The 20,912-nt window shown below is 68.2% G+C and carries 20 protein-coding genes; 10 read left to right on the top strand and 10 right to left on the bottom strand.

From position 1 onward, the window contains the following. Window positions 1–5: 5 nt before the first annotated feature. Both NS6_RS08430 and NS6_RS08425 read right to left on the bottom strand, forming a co-directional pair. Window positions 6–1,133 (bottom strand): DUF5938 domain-containing protein, encoded by a 1,128-nt coding sequence (locus NS6_RS08430; protein ID WP_068039134.1) that lies wholly within the window; start codon window positions 1,131–1,133, stop codon window positions 6–8. Window positions 1,134–1,164: 31 nt separating this feature from the next. Further along, on the bottom strand, window positions 1,165–1,968 hold the full coding sequence (locus tag NS6_RS08425; protein WP_068039131.1) for an SDR family NAD(P)-dependent oxidoreductase: 804 nt from the start codon (window positions 1,966–1,968) through the stop codon (window positions 1,165–1,167). 195 nt (window positions 1,969–2,163) lie between these two features. On the opposite strand from NS6_RS08425, the gene NS6_RS08420 reads away from it, so the two are divergent. After that, window positions 2,164–2,799, top strand: a complete 636-nt coding sequence (locus NS6_RS08420; RefSeq protein WP_068039128.1) for a TetR/AcrR family transcriptional regulator — start codon at window positions 2,164–2,166, stop codon at window positions 2,797–2,799. Window positions 2,800–2,856: 57 nt separating this feature from the next. Here NS6_RS08420 and NS6_RS08415 read toward each other — a convergent pair whose 3' ends face one another. Further along, on the bottom strand, window positions 2,857–3,813 hold the full coding sequence (locus tag NS6_RS08415) for a LysR family transcriptional regulator (RefSeq protein WP_068039126.1): 957 nt from the start codon (window positions 3,811–3,813) through the stop codon (window positions 2,857–2,859). A 97-nt stretch (window positions 3,814–3,910) separates the two neighbouring features. On the opposite strand from NS6_RS08415, the gene NS6_RS08410 reads away from it, so the two are divergent. Then, window positions 3,911–5,116: an MFS transporter gene (locus NS6_RS08410; protein WP_068039124.1), complete on the top strand. Its 1,206-nt coding sequence runs from the start codon at window positions 3,911–3,913 to the stop codon at window positions 5,114–5,116. 146 nt (window positions 5,117–5,262) lie between these two features. Here the strand turns inward: NS6_RS08410 and NS6_RS36425 are convergent, their stop codons facing one another. Continuing rightward, window positions 5,263–5,517, bottom strand: a complete 255-nt coding sequence (locus NS6_RS36425; protein WP_371859316.1) for a TetR-like C-terminal domain-containing protein — start codon at window positions 5,515–5,517, stop codon at window positions 5,263–5,265. Here NS6_RS36425 and NS6_RS08405 point away from each other — a divergent pair. The 3 genes from NS6_RS08405 to NS6_RS08395 all read left to right on the top strand — a co-directional run bounded on the left by NS6_RS08405 (window position 5,512) and on the right by NS6_RS08395 (window position 10,753). Next, the gene (locus NS6_RS08405) at window positions 5,512–6,726 is read left to right on the top strand and encodes an SGNH/GDSL hydrolase family protein (RefSeq protein WP_068039122.1); all 1,215 of its coding nucleotides are present in this window, start codon (window positions 5,512–5,514) and stop codon (window positions 6,724–6,726) included. The two genes, NS6_RS36425 and NS6_RS08405, sit on opposite strands and share 6 nt — an antisense overlap. A 244-nt stretch (window positions 6,727–6,970) precedes the next feature. Beyond that, the gene (locus NS6_RS08400) at window positions 6,971–9,301 is read left to right on the top strand and encodes a M28 family peptidase (RefSeq protein ID WP_068039119.1); all 2,331 of its coding nucleotides are present in this window, start codon (window positions 6,971–6,973) and stop codon (window positions 9,299–9,301) included. A gap of 222 nt (window positions 9,302–9,523) precedes the next feature. Beyond that, entirely contained in the window at window positions 9,524–10,753 is a 1,230-nt protein-coding gene (locus tag NS6_RS08395) for a serine hydrolase domain-containing protein (RefSeq protein ID WP_245669199.1), read from the top strand. Window positions 10,754–10,887: 134 nt separating this feature from the next. On the opposite strand, the gene NS6_RS08390 is transcribed toward NS6_RS08395, so the two are convergent. The 3 genes from NS6_RS08390 to NS6_RS08380 form a co-directional block, all read right to left on the bottom strand. Next, entirely contained in the window at window positions 10,888–12,090 is a 1,203-nt protein-coding gene (locus NS6_RS08390) for an FAD-dependent oxidoreductase (protein ID WP_174552574.1), read from the bottom strand. A gap of 412 nt (window positions 12,091–12,502) precedes the next feature. Beyond that, complete coding sequence (gene ahpD, locus NS6_RS08385; protein WP_068039112.1) at window positions 12,503–13,042, bottom strand: alkylhydroperoxidase, AhpD family; 540 nt, start codon at window positions 13,040–13,042, stop codon at window positions 12,503–12,505. Between the two features lie 16 nt (window positions 13,043–13,058). Further along, the gene (locus NS6_RS08380) at window positions 13,059–13,646 is read right to left on the bottom strand and encodes a peroxiredoxin (RefSeq protein WP_068039109.1); all 588 of its coding nucleotides are present in this window, start codon (window positions 13,644–13,646) and stop codon (window positions 13,059–13,061) included. A 121-nt stretch (window positions 13,647–13,767) separates the two neighbouring features. On the opposite strand from NS6_RS08380, the gene NS6_RS08375 reads away from it, so the two are divergent. Beyond that, window positions 13,768–14,676: a hydrogen peroxide-inducible genes activator gene (locus NS6_RS08375; protein ID WP_068039106.1), complete on the top strand. Its 909-nt coding sequence runs from the start codon at window positions 13,768–13,770 to the stop codon at window positions 14,674–14,676. A gap of 163 nt (window positions 14,677–14,839) precedes the next feature. Here the strand turns inward: NS6_RS08375 and NS6_RS08370 are convergent, their stop codons facing one another. Then, the gene (locus tag NS6_RS08370; protein ID WP_068039104.1) at window positions 14,840–16,285 is read right to left on the bottom strand and encodes an MFS transporter; all 1,446 of its coding nucleotides are present in this window, start codon (window positions 16,283–16,285) and stop codon (window positions 14,840–14,842) included. Between the two features lie 85 nt (window positions 16,286–16,370). Here NS6_RS08370 and NS6_RS08365 point away from each other — a divergent pair, with 85 nt between their 5' ends. Continuing rightward, window positions 16,371–16,760, top strand: coding sequence for a MarR family winged helix-turn-helix transcriptional regulator (locus tag NS6_RS08365; RefSeq protein WP_068039101.1), 390 nt, complete (start codon window positions 16,371–16,373; stop codon window positions 16,758–16,760). Window positions 16,761–16,849: 89 nt separating this feature from the next. On the opposite strand, the gene NS6_RS08360 is transcribed toward NS6_RS08365, so the two are convergent. After that, window positions 16,850–17,098 (bottom strand): hypothetical protein, encoded by a 249-nt coding sequence (locus NS6_RS08360; protein ID WP_157112660.1) that lies wholly within the window; start codon window positions 17,096–17,098, stop codon window positions 16,850–16,852. Between the two features lie 208 nt (window positions 17,099–17,306). Here NS6_RS08360 and NS6_RS08355 point away from each other — a divergent pair, with 208 nt between their 5' ends. After that, window positions 17,307–17,930, top strand: a complete 624-nt coding sequence (locus NS6_RS08355; protein WP_068039095.1) for a class I SAM-dependent methyltransferase — start codon at window positions 17,307–17,309, stop codon at window positions 17,928–17,930. Between the two features lie 23 nt (window positions 17,931–17,953). Here the strand turns inward: NS6_RS08355 and NS6_RS08350 are convergent, their stop codons facing one another. Then, window positions 17,954–18,823: a LysR family transcriptional regulator gene (locus NS6_RS08350; protein WP_068039092.1), complete on the bottom strand. Its 870-nt coding sequence runs from the start codon at window positions 18,821–18,823 to the stop codon at window positions 17,954–17,956. 79 nt (window positions 18,824–18,902) lie between these two features. Here NS6_RS08350 and NS6_RS08345 point away from each other — a divergent pair, with 79 nt between their 5' ends. After that, on the top strand, window positions 18,903–20,132 hold the full coding sequence (locus NS6_RS08345) for an MFS transporter (RefSeq protein ID WP_068039086.1): 1,230 nt from the start codon (window positions 18,903–18,905) through the stop codon (window positions 20,130–20,132). A 39-nt stretch (window positions 20,133–20,171) separates the two neighbouring features. After that, a complete protein-coding gene (locus NS6_RS08340) occupies window positions 20,172–20,810 on the top strand; it encodes an NAD(P)-dependent oxidoreductase (RefSeq protein ID WP_068039083.1) in 639 nt (212 codons plus the stop codon). The last annotated feature ends 102 nt before the right edge of the window (window positions 20,811–20,912 follow it).

Below are 20,912 nucleotides of genomic sequence, written 5' to 3'. Positions count from 1 at the left end.
GCGGATCAGTGGTGGACTTCCAGCTTCGGTTCCAGGACGAGTCCGAACGCGCGCAGCGTGCCGAGCAGTTCCCGGTGCCCGAAAGCCTGGCAGCTGGAGGCGAAACCGGTCCTGCGCGGACGGGTCTGCAGCAGATGCGCTGCCGCGTGCGCGTTGAGCAGCGCGGTCTGCTTGTAGTTGCAGTTGCCGTGGATCACACAGTGCGCGCGGCCCAGCGGGCCGGAGGCATGGACCGAATCGAGTGAGGTGTTGATCCGCGGGTTCTCCCGCGGCGGCATCTCACTGCGGACCTGCGCCGACTGTTCGTCGATGATTCGGTACTTCTCCTCGGTGGTGCGGCCCTCCATCTTTGCCAGGGCCCCGGCCACGATCTGCGGTACGGCCTGCATCAACGGACGGTTGAACACCCCGCCGAGGGCACGCACATTCGCTACCCGAGGGTCGTGGCGGAACCACACCGGATGCGAGGTGCCCCCCCACGGCAGTGCCAGGCCGAGTTCGTGCTGCCCCGGGACGACGAGCTCGTAGAGCCCGCCGTCGGCCGGCCATTCCACGTACTCGTTCTGTTCCAGGTAGTACGCCGCGGCGAAGGCCGCGTTGGTCAGGATCGTATTCGTGGAGGCCACCGTCGGATGGCCCTTCCAGAACACCTCGATATCGAGTGTGTCCAGTCCGGGAGTCTCCAGGCAGATATTCGCCGCGATCTCGCCGATCGTGTACATCTGGGCCAGGCCGGGAGTGAGGACGAGTTCGCGGGCGGTGAACTCGGCGCCGTAGCGTTCCTCGGCGTCGAGCATCCAGTTCTGTTCGCCGTTGGTATCGGTGTAGTGCGCCCCGATCTCCAAGCACGCCTGCACGACTTCGTGCCCGAACCGCGCGAACGGGCCCACGGTATTCAGTACGACCTGCGCGCCGCGGAACGCCTCGGCCAGCGCGGCCGCGTCGTGCTCGACCTCGGCCACCTCGTACTCGACGGTATCGATACCGGGGACCGCGGCGACGGCCTCCTGTACGCGGGCACGGTTACGCCCGGCCGCGAGGAACGGGATGTTGTACTCGCGCAGATATTCACAGATCAGACGGCCGGTGTAGCCGGAGGCGCCGTAGACGACTACTTTTTTGTCGGTTGCCACGGGGGTTTCCTTCCATTCGAGGGGAGAGTGCTCACATGCCCATGCCGCCGTCGACCGGAAGTCCTGCCCCGGTGATGAATTTGGCGGCGTCGGAAGCCAGGAACACCACCGCGTCGGCCATATCGTCGACCTGTCCGAGGCGTCCTTGCGGGGTCAGTTCGGTGACGGTCGCGACGGCGTCCTCGGGCGAGGCGAACAGCCCGATTTCGGCGCAGTCCACGGCGAGCTGGGTGCCCATCGCGGTGGGTGTGAGTCCCGGGTAGATGCAGTTGACCCGGACGCCGTAACCGAGTTTGCCGGACTCGGCGGCGGCTACCCGGGTGAGCCGGTCGATACCGGATTTGGTGGCCGAGTAGCCGGCGATACCGGGAAACGCGATGGTCGCGGCGACCGAGGCGATATTGATGACGGCGCCGCCGCCACCGGCCGGGCCGCCGGGGCGCATGGCCCGGAACGCGTGTTTGAGGCCGAGCGCGGTGCCGAGCACATTCACCTCGAGCATGGTGCGCAGGCCGGCCGGGTCGAGATCGGCGAGCAGGCTGGTGATCTCGACGCCGGCATTGTTCACCACCAGATCCAGACCGCCCAGCGCATCGACGACCGCCGGTACGGCGGCGGCCCAGCTCGTATCGTCGGTGACATCCAAGGCGACGAACTCGGCGGTGGCGCCTGAACTCCGCAGGGACTGCACGGTCTCCGTCCCGGCTTCGGTGAGCACATCGCCGACGGCCACCGCGGCGCCCGCAGCGGCCAATGCCTCGGCCATTCCCGCACCCAACCCGCGTGCGCCTCCTGTGACCAGGGCCTTTCGGCCTGTCAAGTCATAGCTCGTCATCCGGAACCTCCTCGTCGAGAAACCTGAATCGCCGGGCTCGCCAGGGCGAGAATGCGGCGTGGATCACACAGTAACAGCGTTTGGACAGTCGTCAAGATTTTCTTTGACAGTTGTCAAGATCGAGGGAAATGGTGCACGATAGACTGCTGCCGGGTACCGCTGCCACGAGTTGTACCGAGCTGACGGGACGAGTGGGTGACCGAGGTCGTCGAGACGAAGCAAGAGCGAATAGCGCGCCGCCAGGTCGACAAGTTCGATGCGCGGCGAACCGAACTCGCCATCGCTACGCTGCACACACTCGCCGATCTGGGCTACGCCCGCACCAGCCTGCGGGAAATAGCGCAGAATTCGGAATTCACGCACGGAGTCCTGCACTACTACTTCGCCGATAAACGCGACCTCATCACCGAGGCGGTCCGTCAATACGAAGCCGTCTGCGTGACCCGCTACGACGAAGTCGTCGCCGGGGCGGAAACGGCAGAACGGCTGCGTGGCGAATTCACCACGATGTTCTTCGCCACCCTGGACGCCGACGCGCCGCTGCACCGGCTCTGGTACGACCTGCGCAACCAGAGCCTGTTCGACGAAACCTTCCGCCGCGACGTCCTGGAAATCGACGAACGTCGCGAAGCCATGATCTGGCGAGTGGTGAGCCGGTACGCCGAACTCGCCGGGACGGCGCCGGCGCTCTCGTCGGCAGCGGCATACGCCCTGCTGGACGGGGTTTTTCAACGAGCACTGCTCTACGTGCTGTCCGGGATGCCGGACGCGGCCACACAGCTGCGCGAGGAGCTGCCGGGATTGTTCGACCTGATGGTGCCCCACCACTGACAACTCGGCGCCGAACCTTCCGGCCGGCGACTGCCAGGGCCTGTGCCGACCGCCTCGTCAGGAAACCACCGGCAGCGGCGAGCTCGCCGGGGCGAACAGGTCGGCCGGTTCTGCCGGGGCGCCGGGAAGTTCGCGCAGCAGCGCCGCCAGATTCGTCAGCTCTGCCCGGCGGTGGCCCGAACGCCAGATCAACGCCATTCTCGACTCCTCGTCGAAACCGGTGACGCGGACGTAGCGCAGGTCGGCGCGCTGATTGCGCTCCGCGACCGGGCGGCAGGTCAACAGGGCGTACCGGCCGGTGGCGGCGAGAGTCATCCCCTCCTGGAGGGTCGCCACCCGGGTCGTCGCCGTGATCGGTGCGCCGAGCGGTGTGAAGCGAGGGAAATGTACGTCCCGCCAATACTCGGGTGCAGGCCCCGCCGCGGAGACGAGGTCCACGGTTGCGAGCGCTTCCGCATCGATGCGTTCGGCTCCCGCCAGCGGATGGCTGTGTCCTACAGCCAGCATTCGTGGCGCGTGCGGGAACACGAACCCGACCGAGAGTCCCGGCTCCCGCACCGGGAGCAGTGCCACCGCCGCGTCGACGCGCCCGTCGAGCAAGGCCCCGAAGGGATCGCCGAGCGGTATTTCGTGCAACGACAGGCTCACGTCCGGGTTCTCGCGGGTGAATCTGTTGAGGGTCCAGGTGACGGTTTCGTAGGCGATGCCCTGGAAGCCGAGGCGGATCGGGGCGGGCTGCTCGCGCCGGGCTTCACGCCGCGCGCCACCGACAAGATCGGTCAGCTCGGTGTATACGGGCCGTACGCGTTCCACGAACTCGGCACCGAAATCGGTGAGAGCGACCCGGCGGCTGGTGCGGTGCACGAGTTGCGTGCCGATGCTGCGTTCCAATGCGGCCACGAGCTGGCTCACCCGGCTCTGCGAAACCCGCAGCCGCTCTGCCGTCCGGCCGAAATGCAGCTCCTCGGCGAGTATCAGCAGACATTCCAGCTCGCGGACAGGTAGGTCCGGCATGCCGCTCCTCCCGGTCACCGCGATCGATCAGTTCAGCTGATCGAACAATGAGCTGATCACTGTTGTTCCGCGATACCGCGCAACATTGACTGGATTCATGTCCATAGTGAGTGAATCGCCGCCGCCCGCGGCCGAACCCGCGCAACGCTGGTCGTCGGTCGCCGTGCTGGCGCTGTCCACATTTCTCGTCGTGACGGCGGAAATGCTGCCGGTCGGCATTCTCACCCCGATGTCGGAGGGGCTCGGTATCTCCCCGGGAACCGCGGGGTTCAGCCTGGCCGTCACGGGTGTCGTGGCCGCGTTGGCCGCGCCCTTCGTCGCGCGGGCGATCGGTGGCCTCGACCGCCGCCGCGTTCTGGTGGCGGCCGCGCTGCTGCTCGCCGCGGGCAACCTGATCACCGCGGTAGCGCAAGGGTTCGCGGTGCTCGCCCTCGGCCGGGTTGTGGTCGGGCTTGCCATGGCGACCGTATGGGCGCTGGCGGCCGCGCTGGTCACGCGGCTGGTGAGCGAACGCCGCGCGAGTCTGGCGGTGACGCTGGTGGTGAGCGGTGTCGCGGTCGCGTCCGTACTGGGCGTGCCCATCGGGACCGTGCTGGGCGATATCGCGGGGTGGCGTAGTGCCTTCGGGTCGCTTGCGCTGGCGGCTCTGGTGCTTGCCGCGGGGCTTGCAGTGCTCCTGCCTCCGCTCCCCGCACAATCGGAGGTGACCGGCAACGCGAAGACCGGATCGTTACTGGCGATTCCGGCGGTGCGAAGAGGGCTGGTCGCGGTAAGTCTCCTCGTCACGGCGCATTTCGCGGCCTATACGTATGTGCGGCCCGCGTTGGAGGAGTTGTCCGGTGTCCACGGTATCGCGATCTCGTTGCTGCTCCTGCTCTACGGGCTCTGCGGGATCGTCGCGAATTTCGCGGCGGGCGCAGCGGCCACGCGACGAATTCGTTCGACCTTGCTGGTCCTGGCGATCGGGATCGCCGTCGCCCTGCCGGCTCTGCTGCTGCTCGGAACCACCCCGCTCGGCGCCGCCGCGGTACTCGTGCTGTGGGGAGTGTCCTACGGAGGTGTCTCGGTGTGTGCCCAGCTCTGGGCTGTCCAGGCCGCGCCGGATCGGCGGGAAGCCGTCACCGGCCTGTATGTCGGTGCCTTCACCGGAAGTATCGCGCTGGGGTCGTTCGCGGGCGGCGTGATCCTCGACGGCGCCGGGTTGACCGTGTTGCTGTGGGGGGCGGCCGCGGTGGCTGCGGTGGCTGCGCTGGCCACGGTCTCGGGTAGTGCCGGCAAGGGGTCGCCGCCGAGCACGAAGTAGGCGCGGACCTCGAACGGCTGCACGGCCCTGGCGTACCGCCGCTGGTATGGCGAACACGTAACCGACGAGGACTGCGATGAGCGCCGGGACTGCTCACCTCGTGAGTCTATCGACGCAACGATGGAGAGCCCGGCCCGTGACGGGGTCTACTGCTGTTGGACCGGCCAGTTGGTCAGGGTGAAATCGAGGACCTCGAGCAGCCGTGACCAACTGGCCGCGGCGGAAGGTTCACTGTGGTCGAAGCCGCCGCTGAGTTCCAGGGCGGGGTAGCCGTGGAAAACGCTGCCCAGTAGGCGCACCGCATGCGCCCGGAAATCTACTATGGCCTGTGCTGAGCGCCGCGAGCCCGTTGTGGGGTCGGCGCAACCTCCGAGAACCGATGTACAGGTGAAACCATGCACTGCGACGCCGAGTGGACAACGACCGCGATCACTGCGGAGATCGTCCGCGGGGCCCTCGAACTAGAGCGCACCGAACGCGGCATCCTGCCGCATCGGCTGCCGGCCTGGGCCCGTGCACAAGGCGACGGGCAGCTGGTGACGGCAGAGACCCAGCCTTCGGGTGTCCGGCTGGTGTTCGGTACCTCGGCCACGACGATCGAACTCGACACCGTGGCCACCCGGCTGGGGTACGCGGGCGCTGCCCGCCGCCCGGCCGGCGTCTACGACCTACGTATCGATGGCCGATTGGCCGCCCAGGCCCATGCTCCGGGCGGCGATACCGTGACCATCGATATGGCCACCGGAAGCACCACCCGGCTACCGGGTCCGGTGGGTACCGTGCGTTTCGCCGAGCTCCCCACCGGATTCAAGAACGTCGAAATCTGGCTGCCGCACAACGAAATCACCGAACTCGCCGGTTTGCGCACCGATGCGGCCGTCGAACCGGTGCCCGACGGCGGCCGCGGAGTCTGGCTCCTGTACGGCAGTTCGATCAGCCAGGGGTCCAATGCGGGTAGCCCGTCCACCACCTGGCCCGCGCTGGCGGCTGCCCGCGGGGAGGTCGAACTGATCAATATGGGGCTGAGCGGCGGCGCCATGCTCGACCCGTTCGCTGCCCGGATAATCCGCGATACACGGGCCGACCTCATCGGCCTCGAGATCGGCATCAACCTCGTCAACGCCGACGTGATGCGGATGCGTGCCTTCGGGCCGGCCGTGCACGGTTTCCTCAGCACGATTCGCGACCGCCATCCCACGACGCCGCTGCTGGTGATCTCGTCCATCTACTGCGCTATCCACGAGAACACTCCGGGGCCCGGGGCGTTCGATCTCGAGGCCCTGAGTGCGGGAGAAATGCGCTTCGTCGCCACCGGAGACCCGGCCGAACAGACGGAAGGAAAGCTGACGCTCCGCAGCATCCGCGACGAGCTGTCCCACATCGTGGCCCAGCGCTCGGCGACGGATCGGAATCTGTTCTATCTCGACGGTCGCGAACTGTACGGCGAAGCCGATGCCGCCGACCACCCGTTACCCGACCGCCTCCACCCGGACCCCGCGACGCACCACCTGATCGGCGAACGCTTCGCCGAGCGGGTCTTCGACGCCGAGGGCGTATTCGGCGCCTGCCGAGGGAGGGTGCACAGCCCGGCCGCCGGTGTCGGGGGCTGAACGTAGGAATCCCTGGTCGCCGTGACCGGCGCGCCGGTGGGCGGGGCGATCGGATTCCGTCTCACCGAGGCGCCGGGGCGGGGGCCTGGGCGCTGCTGTGACATCGGGCAACAGGTGCGGGTGCTCGATCGTTCACCGAAACCCGCGGGTGAAAGGCGTGTGGCAGGTGTTCATCCACTGTGTCTCGACCGCCCCACAGTACCGGGGGCGTGACCTCGGTCGTCGGGACCTCTAACGTCTGATCGTGGTTCGAAAATTGATCGGCACGCAGCATCGCGTGCTGGGCGCCGTGGTGCTACTGGTTCTCGCGGGCGTGGCGGCGCTGGCGGTCCGGGCAGAAGGCAACGACCGGGAACTGGTCGCTGCCGCGCAGCCCGGGCAGTTCAGTGCCGAACGGGGGCTCGCGCACCTCGCGCGGTTCGCGACCGAACCGAGACCGCTCGGCAGCCCGGCAAGCGACCGGGCCGAGGACTATATCGCCGGGGAGATGCGGGCCGCCGGGTTCGCGGTGGAGATCCAGCACGCGGTCGGATCGCGGGCGGCGCCGGGCCTGGTGACCTTCGGCCGGGTCGACAATGTGATCGCGACCCTCCCGGGCCGCGACCCGACCGGAACCGTGGTGATCGCCGCGCATTACGACTCCGCCACCACCGGGCCCGGAGCATCGGACGACGGGGCCGCGATCGCGGCGATGCTGGAGGTGGGGCGGCTGGCCGGTGCGCAAGGCGGGGCACGCAACGATCTGGTGCTGTTGTTCACCGACGGTGAGGAGGACGGGCTGCTGGGGGCGGAGGCGTTCGTCCGTGAGCACCCGCTGGGCCGGGCGGGCGGTGTGGTGCTCAACTGGGAGGCGCGCGGCGTGAGCGGGCCTTCGCTGATGTTCGAAACGTCGAGGGGGAACGCGGAGTTGTCGGCCCTGTTCGCCGATACCGTGCCCGATCCCCGAGGCGACTCGTCGATGGTCGAGATCTACCGGAACCTGCCGAACGACACCGACTTCACCGAGTTCAAGGCAGCCGGTTTCGACGGGATGAACTTCGCCTACATCGAACAGCCGGCGTTCTATCACACGGCCGGTGATTCGCTGGCCAACCTGGACCCGCGCAGTCTGCAACACCACGGCGACAACATGCTCGCACTCACCCGGGCGCTCGGCGACGCCGATCTGCCGGAGCTGCGCACCGACCGCGACGCCACCTATTTCCGGATCGGCCCGGTCTCGATCCACTACCCGAATGCGCTGGTCTGGCCGCTGGCATTGCTGGCCGCGGCGTTCGTGGTGGGACTGGCCGTACTGGCGCGACGCCGGGAGCTGGCCAGTACGCCGCGCATGGCGCTGGCAGCGATTTCGGTGGTGCTGCCGATCGGTGTGGTGATGGGGCTGGGGCAGGCGCTGTGGTGGCTGCTGGTGGCGCTGCGGCCGGGATATCACATGATGAACGGTCTGCTGTACCGGCCGGGTTTCTACGAGGCCGCGCTCGCCGCGCTGGCCGGCACTGCGCTGTTCGTCTGGTACCTGCTGTTGCGGGTGCGGCTGGGGCCGGCCGCGCTCGCGGTCGGGGCACTCGCCTGGCCGGCGGTGCTGGGCCTGGTGTGCGCGGCGGTGGCGCCCGGCGGCGCGTTCCTGTTCACCTTGCCTGCCGGGCTGGCCGCGGCCGGTGTGTTGTCGGCGATGATCCCGGTGCGCTGGGCCGGTTGGCCCGCCGTGGCGCTGGTGGCCGGGCTTTCGATCTCGGCCATATTCTTTCCGGTGCTCGCGCGCGGCGTATTCGACGCCGTCGGGATGGTCTACGCCGGAGCCGGCGCGGCCTGTCTGGCGCTGTTCGGTCTCATGCTGCTGCCCGCGGTGGAACTGCTGCTGCCGGAGCCCGAGGCATTCACCGGGAAGATCTGGGCAGTACCCCGGACCAGGCTCTGGGCGGTGCCCGCGACCGTTGCCGTGCTGGGGATCGTTTCGGTGGCGGTGGGTCTGGTCGTCGACAGGACCGATCCGGCGCATCCCCAGCGCAGCCATCTCGCCTACGTTCTCGACGCCGAAACCGGCCAGGCGCACTGGGTGAGCGCCGAACTGCATCCCACCGAGTGGACCGGACGGTACGTCACCGGACGCGATACCGCCGTTCTGCCTGCCGGTTACACAGCCGAACCGCTGTGGACCGGGCCCGCGGACCCGATCGATGCGCCGGGGCCGCGGGTCGAATTACGCCACCGCGACGGCGATACCGTGACGATGCGTGTGACATCTGCGCGCGCGGCGTCCTCGCTGATCCTGCGCTTCGATCGGCCGATCGATCTCGTCACCACGACGGTACCCGGCGCCGCCCCGGTCGCCGTCCCGGTCACGGGTACGCGGCCGGACGGCCTGCCGGGCGAGATCCGCTTCCGCGATCTGCCACCGGAGGGGGTCGATTTCACAGTGCGCACTCCCGGTGCGGACCGGGTTGCCGTGACCGCGGCGGACGAAAGCCTCGGCCTCACCGGCGCACCCGGTTTCCGGCCACGACCGGCGGACACGATCGCCTCGATCCGACCGGACAGCGATGTGATGGTGGTAGTGCGCACATATCGGATGTGAGCCGGCTGCGGCTCGGCAGCCCTGGGCGGCACGCGTGAGCGGGGGCCGATTGCGAGGCAGGCTGACAACCCTTCGCCGTGTGAAGTCGTGTGGGGATGCGCTACGCCGAATACGGCGGTCGGCGTAGCCCGCGCACTGAACTCCTACGACCGTCGTCGTGGTCGGCGCAGCCTCCCGGCCGACGCGCAACCTCCCTGATCGGCGCGAAGGTTGATGCGTTCGATGCCGATTCGAGAGGACGATGACGTGAAGATCCGATCCCTGGCCGTATTGCTGACCGCCGCGCTGAGTATCAGCGCTTGCTCGATGGCATCCTCTGTCACCCCCGAGCCCGCGGACGCGTTGGACACCGAACGCCTGCGCGCCGCGCTGACGGCGATCGAGCGTGCCGGGATGCCGGGAGTTTTCGCGGAGGTGCGCGCGGGCGATCAGGTGTGGGGCCACGCTTCCGGAGTTGCCGATCTGGCTTCCGGGCGCCCGGTCAGCCCGGACATGCGGCATCGCATCGGCAGCGTCACCAAGACCTTCACCGCGGTCGCGGTCATGCAGCAGGTCGAACAGGGCCGGATCGATCTCGACGCGCCGATCGGCGACTACCTGCCGGATGTGGTGCCGGGGGAGCGCAGCCGGAAGATCACGGTGCGGATGCTGATCGACCACACCAGCGGACTGCCCGACTACCTGCCGTACGCGTTCCCGTCGGTCGCGGGCATGTTTACGGGCGGCGAGGTTTCGGCGCAAAGCCTGGACGACAACCGGTTCCGGAAGTGGGATGCGGCGGAGTTGATCGCGTTGGGTGTGAACGCGCCTGCCGGGGAGCCGGGCGCGCTACCGGGCGTGTACTCCAACACCAACTACCGCATCCTGGGCGAATTGGTGCGGCACACGACCGGTACCCCGTTCGAGCAGTACATCGCCGAGCAGGTGATCGGCCGGGCGGGGCTGGAGCACACCTACTTCCCGGACCGGCCGGAACTCGGGGAACCGCACTCGCGGATGTACGAGGCGCTGTACGGCGCAATCGATCCGCCGCGGGATTACAGCACCTACGACAACTCCTGGCTCGGTCCCGGCGCCGGTCTGGTCTCGACAATGGCCGATGTGAACACCTTCTACCGCGAGCTGTTCACCGGTGCGCTCGTCGGCCGGGAGACGCTGGCGCAGATGCGGCAGACGGTTCCGGTGACAGCGCTGGACGGGCAGCCGATCGAGTACGGGCTCGGATTGCACAAAGTGCAATTGCCGGGCTGCGGCACGTTCTGGGGCCACGACGGTTCGGTTTTCGGGGCCTCGATGATGTCGCTGCATTCGGCCGACGGGCAGCGGCAGATGTCGGTTGCGGTGAACCTGGTGCGCGCGAACCGGCCGGACGCCACCGGGCGGCCACAGCCGCACCCGACCGACGACGCGCTCGCGGCGTTCTACCGGACCGCGATGTGCCCGGCGGTATAGCCCGCGCCGACACGGCGGCGGAAGGGCTTTCGGACGAACCTGTGTGCCGGCCGGACGGTCATCCACCGTCGGCCACTTGTGCCCGCGGGGCGGTGGAATACGCCTCGTACCTATCCCCGACTGTGGGTTCCACGCTAGTTGTTCGCGCGCCGGATCGAACGCTGGACCAGGCCGCGGATACCGGGTAGCCCGATCGCCCGCAACATGAGTTCACCGGCCCGGACGTGAGCGCGGGTCGGGGGAGCGAACCGGCTGATTCCTTTGCGTGCCAAGGTTTGTCGTTTGTCCACTTCCGGACGCAGCGACGACTCCCAGGTGGTGAGGGCGCCGGGGATATCGTCGCGGTGGTCGTCGAGGGCCGCGCCGAGCCGGTCGGCGCCGTCGAGGGCCAGGGCCGCGCCGTAGCCGGCGAAAACGGTGACACACCAGGCGGCGTCACCCAGCAGGACGATACGGCCGTCGCTCCAGCGGTCCATGACCACCTGGCCCACGGAATCGAAATAGGCGCCGGCCGGATCGGTCCCGAGCTGGTGCAGGGCCTCGGTGACTCCACCGCCGAGATCGCCGAACGACCGGCCGAGCGCGGCGGCGGGCCCGAGCTCCAGCTCGGCGCGGGTATCGGGGCAGCGGTAGGTGAAGAACGTCGAGGAACGCTGTGGGCCCAGGTTCATCACCGCGGCGGTGCGGCCGGGGCCGATGAACGTGGTTCCGGCGCCGTCGGGTACGTGCTCGGGGGCCTTCTCGAGCGGGAATGCGCCGACCATATGCCCCAGGTCCACCAGGTATTCGGTTTCGGGGCCGAAGACGAGTTCACGAATCCGGGAGTGCACTCCGTCGGCGCCGATGAGCAGATCGGCCCGGATATGTGTGCCGTCACCGAGCGTGGCCTCGACCTCGTCCGCGGTTTGGCTCAGCGCGCGCACCGTGGTGGCGAACCGGATATCGGCATGCTCGGCCACCGCGTCGTACAGCGCCGATTCCAGGTCCCCGCGGAAGATACTCAGTGCACGATTGCCGACGGCTGCCTCGGCGACGGCGGCCGGTAGCCGGAACTTCTCGCGACCGTCGGCGCGGACCATGATCGAGGTGAAGAAGCCGATATCTGACGGGGTCAGAGCGGGCACCAGTCCCAGCCGTTCGGCCGCGTCGTATCCGGGACCGTGCAGGTTCACCAGGTAGCCGCTGCTGCGCCGGGCCGGGGCTCGTTCGACCACCACAACGTCCCAGCCCTGCCGGTGCAGCCGTAAGGCGGCGGCGAGTCCGGCGATACCGGCGCCCACCACGAGTACGCGTTTCTTCTTCGTATCCGCCGTATCCGGCGCTTCGATGGCTGCCACTGCCACTCCCGTATCGGTCCTCCGCCGGTGTGGACCACACCGGCCGTCGTCAACCTTAGGTTGACGATCGGCATGCGTCAACAGTTGGTTGACGCGCGGTGTGCTGGGCTCGGGTCCCCGCCGTGCGGCTGCCGCGATCCCGCCGGTCTTTCAGCCGGCGGGATCGCGGTCGACCTCGGGCAGGGGTGTGCCGGTGGTGGGCGCTGTGGTCCTCGGCGGTGCCCCTCCGGCCCGGCCGGGTTCGCCGACGTGAAGGTGTGATCGGAGCCTTGGCGAGCCCGGGTGGTCGGCTCGGCTGTGCCGGGCCCGTCGAGTGTGTGAGCCGGGCTGTACTTCCATTGAAAAGCCCTGTGGGGCCACCGAATCCGGTGGCCCCACAGGGTGGTGAAACGAAATCGTGCCGGGCGGCGGATCAGACGGCGGCACCCGCCAGGGCCTCGTTCGTCTGCACGGCCTGGCCGACGCCGGCCACGATGGCCGCCGCGCGCAGGGCCTCGAAGATCACCTCACGTGACACGCCGGCCTCCCGCAGGGTGTGCTCGTGGGCCTCCAGGCAGTGCTGGCAGCCGTTGATCGAGGACACGGCGAACGACCAGAGTTCGAAATCGTTCTTGTCCACGCCCGGCGTGCCGATGATCTGCATCCGCAGCCCTGCTCGCAGGTCGTCGTATTTACCGCCGAGGAAGGATTTTCCTCGGTAGAACACATTGTTCATGCCCATGATCGAGGCGGCGCCCAGGGCCGCGTTGTACGCCTCCGCGGACAGGGTGTCGGCCGCTTCCTCCGCGATCTCGCGCAGGGTGGTGGCCGAACGGGTGGCCGCGGCGGTGGCCAGCAGGGTGCCCCACAGCTGCTGCTCGTTGAGCACGGTCGTGCGCGCCAGCGAGGAGAGGTTGAGCTTCAGATCCTTGGCGTACTCGGGAAGCGAGTTCTTCAGATTGTCGACGCTCACTGCGTTACCTCGTCTCTCAGACGCTCGCCGACAGCAGTTCGCCGGCGTCGAGGGTGGGATCGCCCTTCTTCCAGTTGCATGCGCACAGCTCGTCGGACTGCAGCGCATCCAATACCCGCAGCACCTCGTCGACATTGCGGCCCACGGAACCGGCGGTCACCGAGACGAACTGGATCTCGTTGTTCGGGTCGACGATGAAGGTGGCGCGGTCGGCCACGCCGTCGGCATTGAGAACACCGGTGGCGGCGGCGAGTTCACGCTTGAGGTCCGAGAGCATCGGGAACGGCAGGGTCTTCAGGTCCTCGTGCTGGGCCCGCCACTGGAAGTGCACGAACTCGTTGTCCACCGAGGCGCCGAGCACCTGGGCGTCGCGATCGGCGAACTCCTCGTTCAGTTTGCCGAAGGCGGCGATCTCGGTGGGGCAGACGAAGGTGAAATCCTTCGGCCAGAAGAAGACGATCCGCCACTTGCCGGCGTAGTCGGAGCTGGTGACCCTGGTGAAGTAGTCGTCGGGTTGCTGGGCGTCGACCTTCGACAGGTCACCGCCGATCACCGCGGTGAGGTCGTAGGCGGGGAACTGGTCGCCGATGGTCAACAGGGGCATGGTCGACTCCTTGTCGTATCGAAAGGCCGGCGGACTCGGCCGGCGGGGTGAACGTTCGGCTTCGATCTTGCCAATCAATTCACAAAAGGCAAAAGTGATAGGTCGCACTAGACTGATAGGTATGTCCGATCAGTCTTATCAGCCGACCCTCTCGCAGCTGCGTGCCTTCGTCGCCGTCGCCGAACATCGCCATTTCGGCGCGGCCGCCACGAGCCTCGATGTGAGCCAACCCACGCTCTCGCAGGCACTGGCCGCGCTGGAAAACGGGCTCGGACTGCAGCTGATCGAACGCAGCACCAGAAGGGTCCTGGTGACCGAGGCCGGCCGGCGCCTGCTACCGCAGGCGATCGCGACACTGGACGCGGCCGACCGATTCCTGTCCGCCGCCAATGGCGATACGCTCGGCGGTGTCCTGCGGATGGGCATCATTCCGACGGTCGCACCGTATCTGCTGCCCGCCTTGCTGCCGGCCCTGCGGCGCCGGCTCCCCGCGTTGACGCCGCGGATCGTCGAGGACAGAACGGCGCGCCTCCTCGACGAACTGCGCACCGGCAGTCTGGACGTCGCGGTGCTCGCTCTTCCCGCCGATGTTCCCGGGGTGGTGGAGATACCGTTGTACACGGAGGATTTCGTCGTGGTGGTGCCGGCGGAGCACGAGCTGGCGGGTCGGATCGATCTCGCCCCGTCGGCGCTGGACACGCTGCCGATCCTGCTCCTCGACGAGGGGCACTGCCTACGCGCCCAGACTCTCGAACTGTGCCGTTCCGCAGAAATCCGGCCGGGCGCGGTGGGGGATACCCGCGCGGCCTCGCTGTCGACGGTGGTGCAGTGTGTGGCGGGCGGGCTCGGAGTGACCCTGATCCCGGAAATGGCGGTCGCGGCCGAAACCGGTCGCGGTGCCCTGGAAATCGTGCGGTTCGCCGCGCCCGCTCCCGGGCGCACGCTGGGTTTGGTGTACCGCGCATCCACCGCCCGCGCCGACGATTACGCCTATCTCGCAGAGGTCATCCGCGCGCAGCGGCCGGTCTGAGAAACCGCCATGATGTTCGACCCGAGTGCCCGGCGGTGTCCGGACCCGCTGCGGCGGTGCGCGCAGGACTGCGGGACCGTCGGGTGGACGTCCCTGCCCGCACCCGGATCGGGCTGCGGGCAGGGGTGATCCGGAGCGGCGGACGGATCACGGTGGCAGGTCCTTACACGATCGTGGCGACCGCCTGTTCGCGCTTCAGTACGGCCGCGATCGACGCCACCAGGCCGACCACCGCGACTGCGGTGACCAGGTACAGCCCCGGCCGGTACCCGGCGATACCGTCGGTGGTGGCGCCGCTGATCAGGCCTGTGGCGATGGCCAGTACCACCGCGCCGCCGATCTGGAACGAGGTCTGCACCAGGCCGGAGGCCAGGCCCTGTTCGTGGTCGGCGATACCTTCGGTGGCCTGTACCATCACGGCCGAGAAGCCCAGTGCGAAACCGAGTCCCAGCAGCAGGAACGCGGGCAGGTAGTCGAGGGCGTAGACCGGGCTGGGGTTGCCGCCGCGGGTCAGGAACCACGTGTAGCCGGCCACGAAGGAGGTGAGCGCGGCGAGGATCATCGGGGTGGTGCCGAAGCGGTCGATGAGTTTGCCCGCGATCGGTGAGATGACGGCCACGATGATGCCGGTCGGTGCCATGGCGAGCGCCATCTGCAGCGGCTCCCAGTGCAGTGTGTTCTGCAGGTACAGCGAGACGATGGTCTGGAAGCTGAGGTAGGAGCCGAAAATCGCCAGCGCGGCCAGATTCGCCCGCACGATCGACTTCACCTTGAAGATGCTCAGGCGCACGAGCGGGTGGCCGACCCGGTTCTCGACCACGAAGAAGCTGCCGAGCAGGCCGACCGCCAGGACAGTGGTTGCGATGACGGTGGCGGTGAAACCGGTCTCCGGGGCTGTGACGATGGTGTAGATCGCGGCGAGTGTGCCGCCGGTGAGTAGTGCGGCACCGGCGAAATCGATCCGGCCCTCCTCCTTTTCGGTATTGCGCGGCACCACGAGGTAGGCGGCGAGCACGACCCCGGCGACCACGACGACGGGCAGGTAGAAGGTGAGCCGCCAGTCGATACCGGTGAGCAGGCCGGACACGATGAGCCCGGAGGCGTATCCGGTGGCGCCGAAGATCGCGAAGATCGACAGTGCGCGGTTGCGGTCGGGGCCCTCCTTGAATGTGGTGGTGATGATCGACAGCGCGGCTGGGGCGGTGAACGCGGCGGCGACACCCTTGATGATCCGGGTGGCGATCAGCAGCCAGCCTTCGTCCACGAGCCCGCCCACCAGTGACGCGATACCGAAGACGACCAGGGCGGTCAGGAAGACCTGTCGGCGGCCGAGGAGATCGGCGGCGCGGCCGCCGAGGAGCAGCAGGCCGCCGTAGCCGAGGATGTAGCCGTTCACGATCCATTGCAGTGCGGAGGTGTCCAGGCCCAGTTCTTGGCCGATGGAGGGCAGCGCCACGCCGACCATGGAGACGTCGAGGGCGTCGAGGAACATGGCGAGGCCGGCGACGAACAAGATTGCCCACAGCTCGGGGCTCCAGCGGCCGGGGGTGGGCGCGGGGGATATCTCGGCCGGGGTGAAGTTCTGCGGCGAGGTGGCAGTCGGGGTCACGACGGCAAACGTAAATGCACGCACATTAAATGTCAACGCATGTAATGTGTGAGCATAAAATGTCTTGACATGATAACCTCGGGTCATGTACCACGACACCGACAAAGATGTCTGCGCGAAGTGGTCCGATACGCTCCGCCGGTACCACGGCACGTCCTGCGAGCTGGAGAACGCGCTGCAGGCACGGCATCAGCTCGGGCTCAGCGAGTTCGAACTCCTGCAGGTCCTCGGCGGTCGCTGCGGTGCCGAGCAGACCGAAGAGGTCAAGATGAAGGACATCGAAACGGAGATGTACCTCAGCCAGAGCGCCCTCTCTCGAACCGTGACACGGCTCGAGAAGGCAGGTCTGCTGGAGCGCGCGGCCTGCGATTTCGACCGGCGCGCCAACTTCCTGAAACTCACCCCGGCGGGCCGGGCACGGCTCGACGACGCCAAACCGACCCATCTGGAAGTTTTGCGCAGGCACCTGGACTGACCGCGCGCACGACGATCTCGCCTGTGCGCCGCGTCCCGTCGGCGGCAAGCCGGTTCGCGCTCTCCCGAGGAGTGGCCAGTGGCGCGCGGTTACCAGCGAAAAGCTTCGGGGTGATCGGTGGCTTCGGCGCGGATCTTGTCCAGATCGGTCGCGAAGATCTTGGTGTGACCACAGGTCAGGCAGGTGACGGCCGAGAGCCGCGACAGCGGTTTCCCCCACAGCTGGCGCCCCGCGGGGTGGATTCCGACGTTGTATTGGCTCATCACGGCGAGGTTGCCGACCTGCCGGCCGCCGCACAGCTCGCACGGTGGCAGGCCCTCTGGATTCGAAGAAGTCATGCCGCCCACACCTATCACATGTGCGAGCACTGAAGCCGGGTCCGGCCGGCGGCCACCGGCTGGATATTCGAGTCGCACCCTGCCGTACCGCGAGCGAGGCGTTCTACCCGAGTACGGGTGGTCCGACGCCGCGGCCGATCGGGCTCCCGCAGGCCGTACCGTGTGGTGACGGTTGCCTACCGTCGTGGCCGAGCCGAGGAGGAAACCGATGAACGCCCACATCCCCGAGGGCCGCGTTCCGAGCAAATGGGAGGAGCTCGTCGCCGCCGACCCGCAGCATTCGCAGTGGTATGTGCAGCGATTCCGCGATCTCGTTGCCGGCGGCCAGGACATTTTCGGGGAGGCGCGGCTGATCGACGCGATGCTCGGCCGCCGGGGCCGGGTACTCGATGCGGGCTGCGGGCCCGGCCGGCTGGGCGGGTTCCTGCACAATTCCGGGCATGCGGTGGTGGGTGTGGATGTAGACCCGGTGCTGATCGCCGCCGCCGAAGCCGACTATCCCGGCCCCACCTGGCTCGTCGGTGACCTGGCCGAACTCGATCTTGCGTCCCGTGGAGTCGCGGCCGATTTCGATGTGATCGTCTGTGCGGGCAATGTTGTCACGTTCCTGGCGCCGGCCACCCGTTCGGCCGTGCTCGCCGGTTTCGCGCGACATCTGGCGCCGGACGGCCGAGTGGTCATCGGCTTCGGTGCCGGCCGCGACTACGAATTCGAGCAGTTCCGCGCCGATGCCGCCGAGCAGGGCCTCCACGAAGATCTCTTGCTCTCCACCTGGGATCTGCGCCCGTTCACCGGCGAATCGGATTTCCTGGTGGCCGTACTCTCGCGCTAGCGCGGACCTCCGCGTCCGGAAATCTACGATACGTCGAGCGCTGAAAGGTAGGCCGCCGCGGCCGGACCGGGGTTGCGGCGACCCCACACGACGTACTCGACGCGGCGCGGCGGGTTTCGCAGGGTGGCGGTCCGCAGATCGGGAAAGGCCCCCACGACGGATTCGGGTAGCAGGCCGATGCACAGGTTGCGCCGGATCAGTTCGGCGAAATAGTCCACCGCGACCACTTCGAATGCCACCTCACGGTGCACCCCGGCGGCAGTGAAGGCCTGATCGGCCTGTGCCCGCCCGGGGGAGCCGGTGGGGAAATCGACGAAAAGTTCCGCGCTCAACCGTTCCGCGCCGACCCCGCGTTCACCGGCCAGCGGGTGGGCGGGGGAGACCACGGCGACCAGCTCGCCGCGGGCGAGTTCGCGCGCTACGACACCACTCGGTTCGGTACCGGCCGGAAGACCGAGGAAAGCGATGTCCAGCCGACCCTGGCGGACATCGTCTACGAGATGGTCGCTCATCCCCACCTGCAAGCTGATCTGCACCCGGGGATGGCGGCTGCGGAAATCGCGCAGTGTCCCCAGCAGATCGATCGCGCCGACACTGGGTATCGCTCCGATGGCGAGGCGGCCGCGGATCTCACCGGACACTGCGGTGACCTCGGCGCGCGCCCGCTCGGCGGCTTCCAGGGTTTGCCGGGCCGCCGGCAGGAACGCCGCCCCGGCCGGGGTGAGTTCGACGCGGCGGCTCGTGCGTTCGAAGAGTTTCGCACCCAGTTCCCTTTCGAGGCGTGCGATCTGGTGACTCAGCGCCGACTGCACCACCAGGCATTGCCGGGCTGCCCGGGTGAAATTCTTCGTCTCCGCCACCGCGAGGACGTACCGCAGCTGCTGTAGTTCCATCGAACTATCTTGAATCACGATTGTTACGCTGACAAACATGTGTTGGACTCATTGATCACGCGACCGCAGGGTTGAGGTCATGCACCTGACGACAGCGGCCCGCCCGCACCCCGTAGCCGACCCGTCCGAGGCCCGCGGCCTGTCCCGCGGACTGCTGTTGCTGATGTCGGTGGCGACCGGCCTGATCGTGGCGGGAAACTATTTCGCCCAACCCCTGCTGAACGCCATCCGCGGCGATTTCGGACTGAGTACCGGTACCGCGGCGCTGATCGTCACGGCTGCCCAGGCGGGGTATGCGCTGGGCCTGTTCCTGCTGCTGCCCCTGGCCGACCTCTTCGAACGCCGGCGCCTCGCAGTGACACTTTACGGCGCCACAGCGTTTTTCCTGCTGGTCTGCGGTATCGCCGGAAACAGTGTGGTGCTGCTGGCCGCGACGGCGCTCGCCGCGTTCACCTCGGTCGCGGCCCAGGTGCTGGTGACGTTCGCCGTGGCGCTGAGCACGCCGCAACGGCGTGGGCGGGTGGTCGGCACCGTGATGAGCGGTTTGCTGATCGGCAGCTTGCTCGCCCGTACCGTTGCGGGGCTGCTGAGCGAAGTCGGTGGCTGGCGCACCGTGTACTGGTTCGGTGCGGCTGCCCTGGCGGTGGTGGCCGTCGCGCTGTGGCGGTCGCTGCCCACGGTGTATGCACCGGTGGGGATGTCGTATCCGGCGCTGCTGTGGTCCACGGTGGGGCTGCTGCGCACGAATTCCGTACTGCGCCGGCGGGCCGGGCTCGGCGCGCTGTCGATGGCGGCGTTCACACTGTTCTGGACCGGTGCGACATTCCTGCTGGCCGGTCCCGGCTACCAGTGGTCCGAGGCCACGATCGGGTTTCTCGGGCTGGTCGGGATCGCCGGCACCGTCGCGACGCTCCTCTCGGGACGCCTGGCCGATCGCGGTCAGGTGCACCGCGTCGCGGGGGCCGGCGCAGCCCTGCTGGTGGCGGCCTGGATCGTGCTCGCGGCCGGCGCGCACTCCCTGCCGGCCCTGATCGCCGGCGCGATTGTTCTCACCGTGGGCCAGCAGTCGCTGCTCAACAGCAACCAGAACGTCCTGTACGCGCTTGCCCCCGAACTCCGCAACCGGCTGAATTCGGCCTTCATGACGGCCTTCTTCCTGGGCGGGGCGGCCGGGTCGGCGCTCACCGCCGTCGCGTGGAACCGGGCCGGATGGATCGGTGTCGCCGTGGCCGGGGGCGGGCTGGCGACCGCCACGGTGCTGCTGTGGGCCGCCGACCGGATGCTCGGCCGGTCCACTCGAACCCAGTAAACGCAGTTCGCCCAGTTGATATTCGGAGAAGGAAAACCTATGCGTATCACCATTTTCGGGGCAGCCGGACAGGCCGGCAGCCGGGCCGTCGCCGAAGCGCTGGACCGCGGCCACCGGGTCACCGCGGTACTTCGCAGACCGGACCGGGCGCAGGAGATACCGCGCGCCGCGGAGGTCCGGATCGGCGATGCCGCAGACCCCGAGGACGTCGTCGATCTCGCCGCCGGCCAGGACCTCGTGATCAGCGCGACCCGTCCGGCTGCCGGACGGGAAAGCGAGCTGATCACTACCGCCGCGAACCTCACGGCCGCCACCGCGCGTACCGGGACACGCTTGCTGCTCGTGGGCGGTGCGGCCACGCTGACCGTGCCCGACGCCGGTGGGGCGACGGTGATGGACGAGCCGGGATTCCCCGAATCCCTGCACGCCATCGCCCGCGCCTGCGCCGATCAGCTCGCGGTGTGCCGTGCTGCCACCCGCACCGACTGGACCTATCTGAGCCCGCCCGCGCAATTGCATACCGGCGCCCGCACCGGACGTTATCGGCTGGGAAGGGACGCGCTGGTGGTCGATCGGCACGGGCGGTCGGCACTGTCCTATGCCGACCTCGCGGTGGTGCTGCTCGACGAAGCCGAACGATCCGCGCATCGCGGGATGCGATTCACCGCCGCCTACTGATCCGTGCGGAACGTAGGTGGCCCGAACCGGGCTCCGATCAGGCATTGTGCGGGGCTGCCCTGCGGTCGCTGCCGGCGACCGACGGCCTGCTCCGGGACACCT

Origin of the sequence: Nocardia speluncae NBRC 108251 (genome assembly GCF_001613245.1) — a bacterium.
Taxonomy (GTDB): domain Bacteria; phylum Actinomycetota; class Actinomycetes; order Mycobacteriales; family Mycobacteriaceae; genus Nocardia; species Nocardia speluncae.
Note: the sequence above shows the minus strand (reverse complement) of the source record. Positions and strands in the feature narration are given on the sequence as shown.

Excerpts from the sequence above, each read along its gene's own strand:
- NS6_RS08350 (WP_068039092.1), bottom strand. The coding sequence starts at position 18,823 with ATGGAACTACAGCAGCTGCGGTACGTCCTCGCGGTGGCGGAGACGAAG.
- NS6_RS08375 (WP_068039106.1), top strand. The coding sequence starts at position 13,768 with ATGTCCGATCAGTCTTATCAGCCGACCCTCTCGCAGCTGCGTGCCTTC.
- NS6_RS08340 (WP_068039083.1), top strand. The coding sequence starts at position 20,172 with ATGCGTATCACCATTTTCGGGGCAGCCGGACAGGCCGGCAGCCGGGCC.
- NS6_RS08355 (WP_068039095.1), top strand. The coding sequence starts at position 17,307 with ATGAACGCCCACATCCCCGAGGGCCGCGTTCCGAGCAAATGGGAGGAG.
- NS6_RS08415 (WP_068039126.1), bottom strand. The coding sequence starts at position 3,813 with ATGCCGGACCTACCTGTCCGCGAGCTGGAATGTCTGCTGATACTCGCC.
- NS6_RS08405 (WP_068039122.1), top strand. The coding sequence starts at position 5,512 with ATGCACTGCGACGCCGAGTGGACAACGACCGCGATCACTGCGGAGATC.
- NS6_RS08345 (WP_068039086.1), top strand. The coding sequence starts at position 18,903 with ATGCACCTGACGACAGCGGCCCGCCCGCACCCCGTAGCCGACCCGTCC.
- NS6_RS08395 (WP_245669199.1), top strand. The coding sequence starts at position 9,524 with ATGCCGATTCGAGAGGACGATGACGTGAAGATCCGATCCCTGGCCGTA.
- NS6_RS08360 (WP_157112660.1), bottom strand. The coding sequence starts at position 17,098 with ATGACTTCTTCGAATCCAGAGGGCCTGCCACCGTGCGAGCTGTGCGGC.
- NS6_RS08410 (WP_068039124.1), top strand. The coding sequence starts at position 3,911 with ATGTCCATAGTGAGTGAATCGCCGCCGCCCGCGGCCGAACCCGCGCAA.
- NS6_RS08380 (WP_068039109.1), bottom strand. The coding sequence starts at position 13,646 with ATGCCCCTGTTGACCATCGGCGACCAGTTCCCCGCCTACGACCTCACC.
- NS6_RS08425 (WP_068039131.1), bottom strand. The coding sequence starts at position 1,968 with ATGACGAGCTATGACTTGACAGGCCGAAAGGCCCTGGTCACAGGAGGC.
- NS6_RS08365 (WP_068039101.1), top strand. The coding sequence starts at position 16,371 with ATGTACCACGACACCGACAAAGATGTCTGCGCGAAGTGGTCCGATACG.